This is a genomic window from Ramlibacter sp. (assembly GCF_035706265.1).
Classification (GTDB): domain Bacteria; phylum Pseudomonadota; class Gammaproteobacteria; order Burkholderiales; family Burkholderiaceae_C; genus Ramlibacter.
This window is the reverse complement of sequence record NZ_DASSVG010000717.1, coordinates 1-4,380: the sequence shown is the minus strand read 5'-3', so window position 1 is coordinate 4,380 and position 4,380 is coordinate 1. Positions and strand designations below refer to the sequence as shown.

General features: G+C 66.9%; 3 protein-coding genes and 1 pseudogene. All 4 read left to right on the top strand.

What is annotated here, in order from left to right; genetic code table 11:
- Positions 1-220, top strand: a pseudogene (locus VFM98_RS25715) (sorbosone dehydrogenase family protein); the annotation flags it as partial.
- Between the two features lie 238 nt (positions 221-458).
- Positions 459-2,189: a type IV-A pilus assembly ATPase PilB gene (gene pilB, locus VFM98_RS25710; RefSeq protein ID WP_325112729.1), complete on the top strand. Its 1,731-nt coding sequence runs from the start codon at positions 459-461 to the stop codon at positions 2,187-2,189.
- Between the two features lie 30 nt (positions 2,190-2,219).
- The gene (locus tag VFM98_RS25705) at positions 2,220-3,434 is read left to right on the top strand and encodes a type II secretion system F family protein (RefSeq protein WP_325112728.1); all 1,215 of its coding nucleotides are present in this window, start codon (positions 2,220-2,222) and stop codon (positions 3,432-3,434) included.
- Between the two features lie 17 nt (positions 3,435-3,451).
- Entirely contained in the window at positions 3,452-4,297 is an 846-nt protein-coding gene (locus tag VFM98_RS25700; RefSeq protein ID WP_325112727.1) for an A24 family peptidase, read from the top strand.
- The last annotated feature ends 83 nt before the right edge of the window (positions 4,298-4,380 follow it).

The following is a 4,380-nucleotide window of genomic DNA, read 5'->3' as shown; positions in this document are numbered from 1 at the left end:
CGGCTCCCACAGCCGGCCCGAGCGTACCGGCTACAAGGTGATCCGGGTGCGCATGCAGGGCGGCAAGCCGACCGGCGAGTACCAGGACTTCATGACCGGCTTCCTGGTGGACAACGACAGCGCCTGGGGCCGCCCGGCCGGCGTGGCGGTCACCCGGGACGGCGCGCTGCTGGTGAGCGACGACGCCAACGGCATCATCTACCGGGTCACGCGGCGGTAGATGCGGGCAGGCCGGCCCGGCGCCCGCGCCCCGTCCGGAACTTCCGGGCGGGGCGCGTACTCGTTACAAGAGATGACGCGCAGGCGCCTCGTGACAGGCGGCCGTGACTTCCTACCAACGCCAGACAGTGGCGTCAGCTGCGTGCATTTACTTCAACTCGGCTTTTCGGGATGATCAAGCCTGATCCCCTATCCTGGGCTCAGACTGTCGTTTTCTGAGCCCCACAATGACATCACCCATGGCCGCAGTCGATCCCGCCCTAGAAGCCTCCGCCCTGGCGCTGCCGGGGCTGGGGCGAGCGCTGGTCGTGGCCGGCAAGCTGGGGCAGAAGGCCGCCGAGGACATCTTCCGCAAGGCCAAGGCCAACCGCACCAGCTTCATCCAGGAGCTCACCGGCTCCGGCGCCGTCTCCGCCTTCGACCTGGCGCACACCATGTCCGGCGCCTTCGGCGCGCCGCTGCTCGATATCGACGCCATCGATACGCAGCGCCTGCCCAAGGGCCTGCTCGACCCGAAGATCTGCCAGGAGATCCGGGTGGTGGTGCTGTCCAAGCGCAACAACCGCCTGATCGTCGCCACCGCGGACCCCTCCGACCAGCAGGCCGCGGAAAAGATCAAGTTCGCCACCCAGATGGGCGTGGACTGGGTCATCGCCGAATACGACAAGCTGACCAAGATGGTCGAGGCCCAGGCCGCGACCACCTCGGAGCAGATGGACAGCATCATCGGCGACGACTTCGAGTTCGACGAAGCGTCGATGGAGCAGAACGTCGTCGAGGACGACAGCGCTGCCCCCGATGTCGACGACGCCCCGGTCGTCAAGTTCCTGCACAAGATGCTGCTGGACGCGATCGGCGCCCGCGCCTCCGACCTGCATTTCGAGCCCTACGAGCACCAGTACCGGGTGCGCTTCCGCATCGACGGCGAGCTGCGCGAGATCGCCTCGCCGCCGGTGGCGATCAAGGACAAGCTCGCCTCCCGCATCAAGGTGATCTCCCGCATGGACATCTCCGAGAAGCGGGTGCCGCAGGACGGGCGGATGAAGCTGAAGGTCGGCCCCGACAAGGTGATCGACTTCCGGGTCTCCACGCTGCCCACGCTGTTCGGCGAGAAGATCGTGATCCGTATCCTGGATCCGAGCAGCGCCAAGCTGGGCATCGAGGCCCTCGGCTACGAGAAGGAAGAGAAGGAGCGCCTGATGGAAGCCATCGCGCGCCCCTACGGCATGATCCTGGTGACCGGCCCCACCGGTTCGGGCAAGACGGTGTCGCTCTACACCTGCCTGAACCTGCTGAACAAGCCGGGCGTGAACATCTCCACCGCGGAAGACCCGGCGGAAATCAACCTGCCCGGCATCAACCAGGTGAACGTGAACGACAAGGCGGGCCTCACCTTCGCGGCGGCGCTGAAGTCCTTCCTGCGGCAGGACCCGGACATCATCATGGTCGGCGAAATCCGCGACCTGGAGACCGCCGACATCGCCATCAAGGCCGCCCAGACCGGCCACCTGGTGATGTCGACGCTGCACACCAACGACGCGCCGACCACGCTCACGCGGATGCGCAACATGGGCATCGCGCCCTTCAACATCGCGTCCTCGGTGATCCTGATCACGGCCCAGCGCCTGGCGCGGCGCCTGTGCGCGCAGTGCAAGCAGCCGGCCGACATCCCGTACGAGAACCTGATCGACGCCGGCTTCAAGGAGGAGGAAGTCGACGGCACCTGGACGCCCTACCGCCCCGTGGGCTGCTCCGCGTGCAACGGCGGCTACAAGGGCCGGGTCGGCATCTACCAGGTGATGCCGATCAGCGAAGACATGCAACGCATCATCCTGGCCGACGGCAGCGCGCTGGAGATCGCCGAACAGGCGAAGAAGGAGGGCGTGCGCAGCCTGCGGGAGTCGGGCCTGCACAAGGTCCGCCTCGGCCTGACTTCCCTCGAGGAAGTGCTGGCGGTCACGAACGAATAAAACAGCGCAAGGACGCAAAGAGGAGCCCCCATGGCCACGGCAGCAACGAAGGTCGCGGAATTCGTCTTCGAATGGGAGGGACGGGACCGCAACGGCAAGCAGGTGCGCGGCGAGACCCGCGCCGCCGGCGAGAACCAGGTGATGGCGTCGCTGCGGCGGCAGGGCGTCAACCCGACCAAGATCAAGAAGCGCCGCATGCGCTCGGGCGCGAAGATCAAGCCCAAGGACATCGCGATCTTCACCCGCCAGCTCGCCACCATGATGAAGGCCGGCGTGCCGCTGCTGCAGGCCTTCGACATCGTGGGCCGCGGCAACGCCAACCCCAGCGTCGCCAAGCTGCTGAACGACATCCGCTCGGACGTGGAGACCGGCACCTCGCTGTCGGCGGCCTTCCGCAAGTTCCCGCTGTACTTCGACAACCTCTACTGCAACCTGGTGGAAGCGGGCGAGGCGGCCGGTATCCTGGAGGGCCTGCTGGACCGGCTGGCCACCTACATGGAGAAGACCGAGGCGATCAAGTCCAAGATCAAGTCGGCGCTGATGTACCCGATCTCGGTGGTGGTGGTGGCCTTCGTGGTGGTGACGGTGATCATGATCTTCGTGATCCCGGCCTTCAAGGAGGTGTTCACCTCCTTCGGCGCCGACCTGCCCGCGCCCACGCTGTTCGTGATCGCCATGAGCGAGTTCTTCGTCGCCTACTGGTGGCTGATCTTCGGCGGGGTGGGCGGCGGCCTGTACTTCTTCTTCCAGGCCTGGAAGCGCAACGAGAAGATGCAGATGTTCATGGACCGGCTGCTGCTGAAGCTGCCTCTCTTCGGCGACCTGGTCTACAAGTCGGTCATCGCGCGCTGGACGCGCACCCTGGCCACCATGTTCGCCGCCGGCGTTCCGCTGGTGGAAGCGCTCGATTCCGTGGGCGGCGCGTCCGGCAACTCGGTGTACGAGAGCGCCACGCAGAAGATCCAGCAGGAAGTGTCCACCGGCACCAGCCTCACGGTGGCCATGACCAACACCAACGTGTTCCCGTCGATGGTGCTGCAGATGTGCGCGATCGGCGAGGAGTCGGGCTCGATCGACCACATGCTGGGCAAGGCCGCGGACTTCTACGAGGCCGAGGTCGACGACATGGTGGCGGGCCTCTCCAGCCTGATGGAGCCGATGATCATCGTGTTCCTCGGCGGCCTGATCGGCGGCATCGTGGTCGCCATGTACCTGCCCATCTTCAAGCTCGGTTCGGTCGTCTGATGCTCGGAACGGTTGCGATGGACGCCCTGCTGGCGGGCGTGCTGGGCCTGCTCGTGGGCAGTTTCCTCAACGTGGTGATCCACCGCCTGCCCCGCATGCTGGAGCGGCAGTGGGCGGCGGAGTGCGCCGAGTACAGCGGCCAGCCGGTGAAGGACGAGGAGCCCTTCAATCTCTTCGTGCCGCGCTCGCGCTGCCCGCACTGCGGCCACCGCATCCGCTGGTACGAGAACATCCCGGTGCTCAGCTGGCTGGCGCTGCGCGGCAAGTGCTCGCAATGCGGCAAGGGCATCAGCATCCGCTATCCAATCGTGGAACTGGTCACCGCGGGCTTCTTCGCGCTGTGCGCTGCGCGCTGGGGCCTGTCGCTGCAGGCGGCGGCCTGGGCGGCCTTCGCGGCGTTGCTGATCTGCCTGTTCCTGATCGACATGGACACGCAGATCCTGCCGGATGACCTGAACTACTCCCTGCTGTGGCTGGGCCTGCTGGTCGCCGCCATGGGCTGGAGCGTGCCGCTGCGCTCCGCCGTGTGGGGCGCGGCGCTCGGCTACCTGGTGTTCTGGGGCATCTTCCAGGCCTTCAAGCTCGCCACCGGCAAGGAGGGCATGGGCTACGGCGACTTCAAGCTGCTGGCCGCCCTGGGCGCCTGGCTGGGGGCGGAATACCTGCTGGCCATCATCCTGCTGTCGTCCATCGTCGGCGCGGTGATCGGCATCGTGCTGCTGGTGGTGGGCAAGCTCGCCAACAAGGACATCCCGATGCCCTTCGGGCCCTACCTCGCCGGCGCGGGCCTGGTGTGCCTGGCCCTGAGCCCGGCGGCCGTGCCGGCCCTGCTGCCCTTCGCCTTCCCCTTCGGCGTCCGCTGAGGGCCAGCGCACCGTGGCCCGGCGCATCGGCCTCACCGGCGGCATCGGCAGCGGCAAGAGCACCGTGCTGGCGATGCTGCAGG

What these genes read in the sequence shown, in the direction of transcription:
- pilB (WP_325112729.1), top strand. Translation starts at nt 459, where the DNA reads ATGGCCGCAGTCGATCCCGCCCTAGAAGCCTCCGCCCTGGCGCTGCCG.
- VFM98_RS25705 (WP_325112728.1), top strand. Translation starts at nt 2,220, where the DNA reads ATGGCCACGGCAGCAACGAAGGTCGCGGAATTCGTCTTCGAATGGGAG.
- VFM98_RS25700 (WP_325112727.1), top strand. Translation starts at nt 3,452, where the DNA reads ATGGACGCCCTGCTGGCGGGCGTGCTGGGCCTGCTCGTGGGCAGTTTC.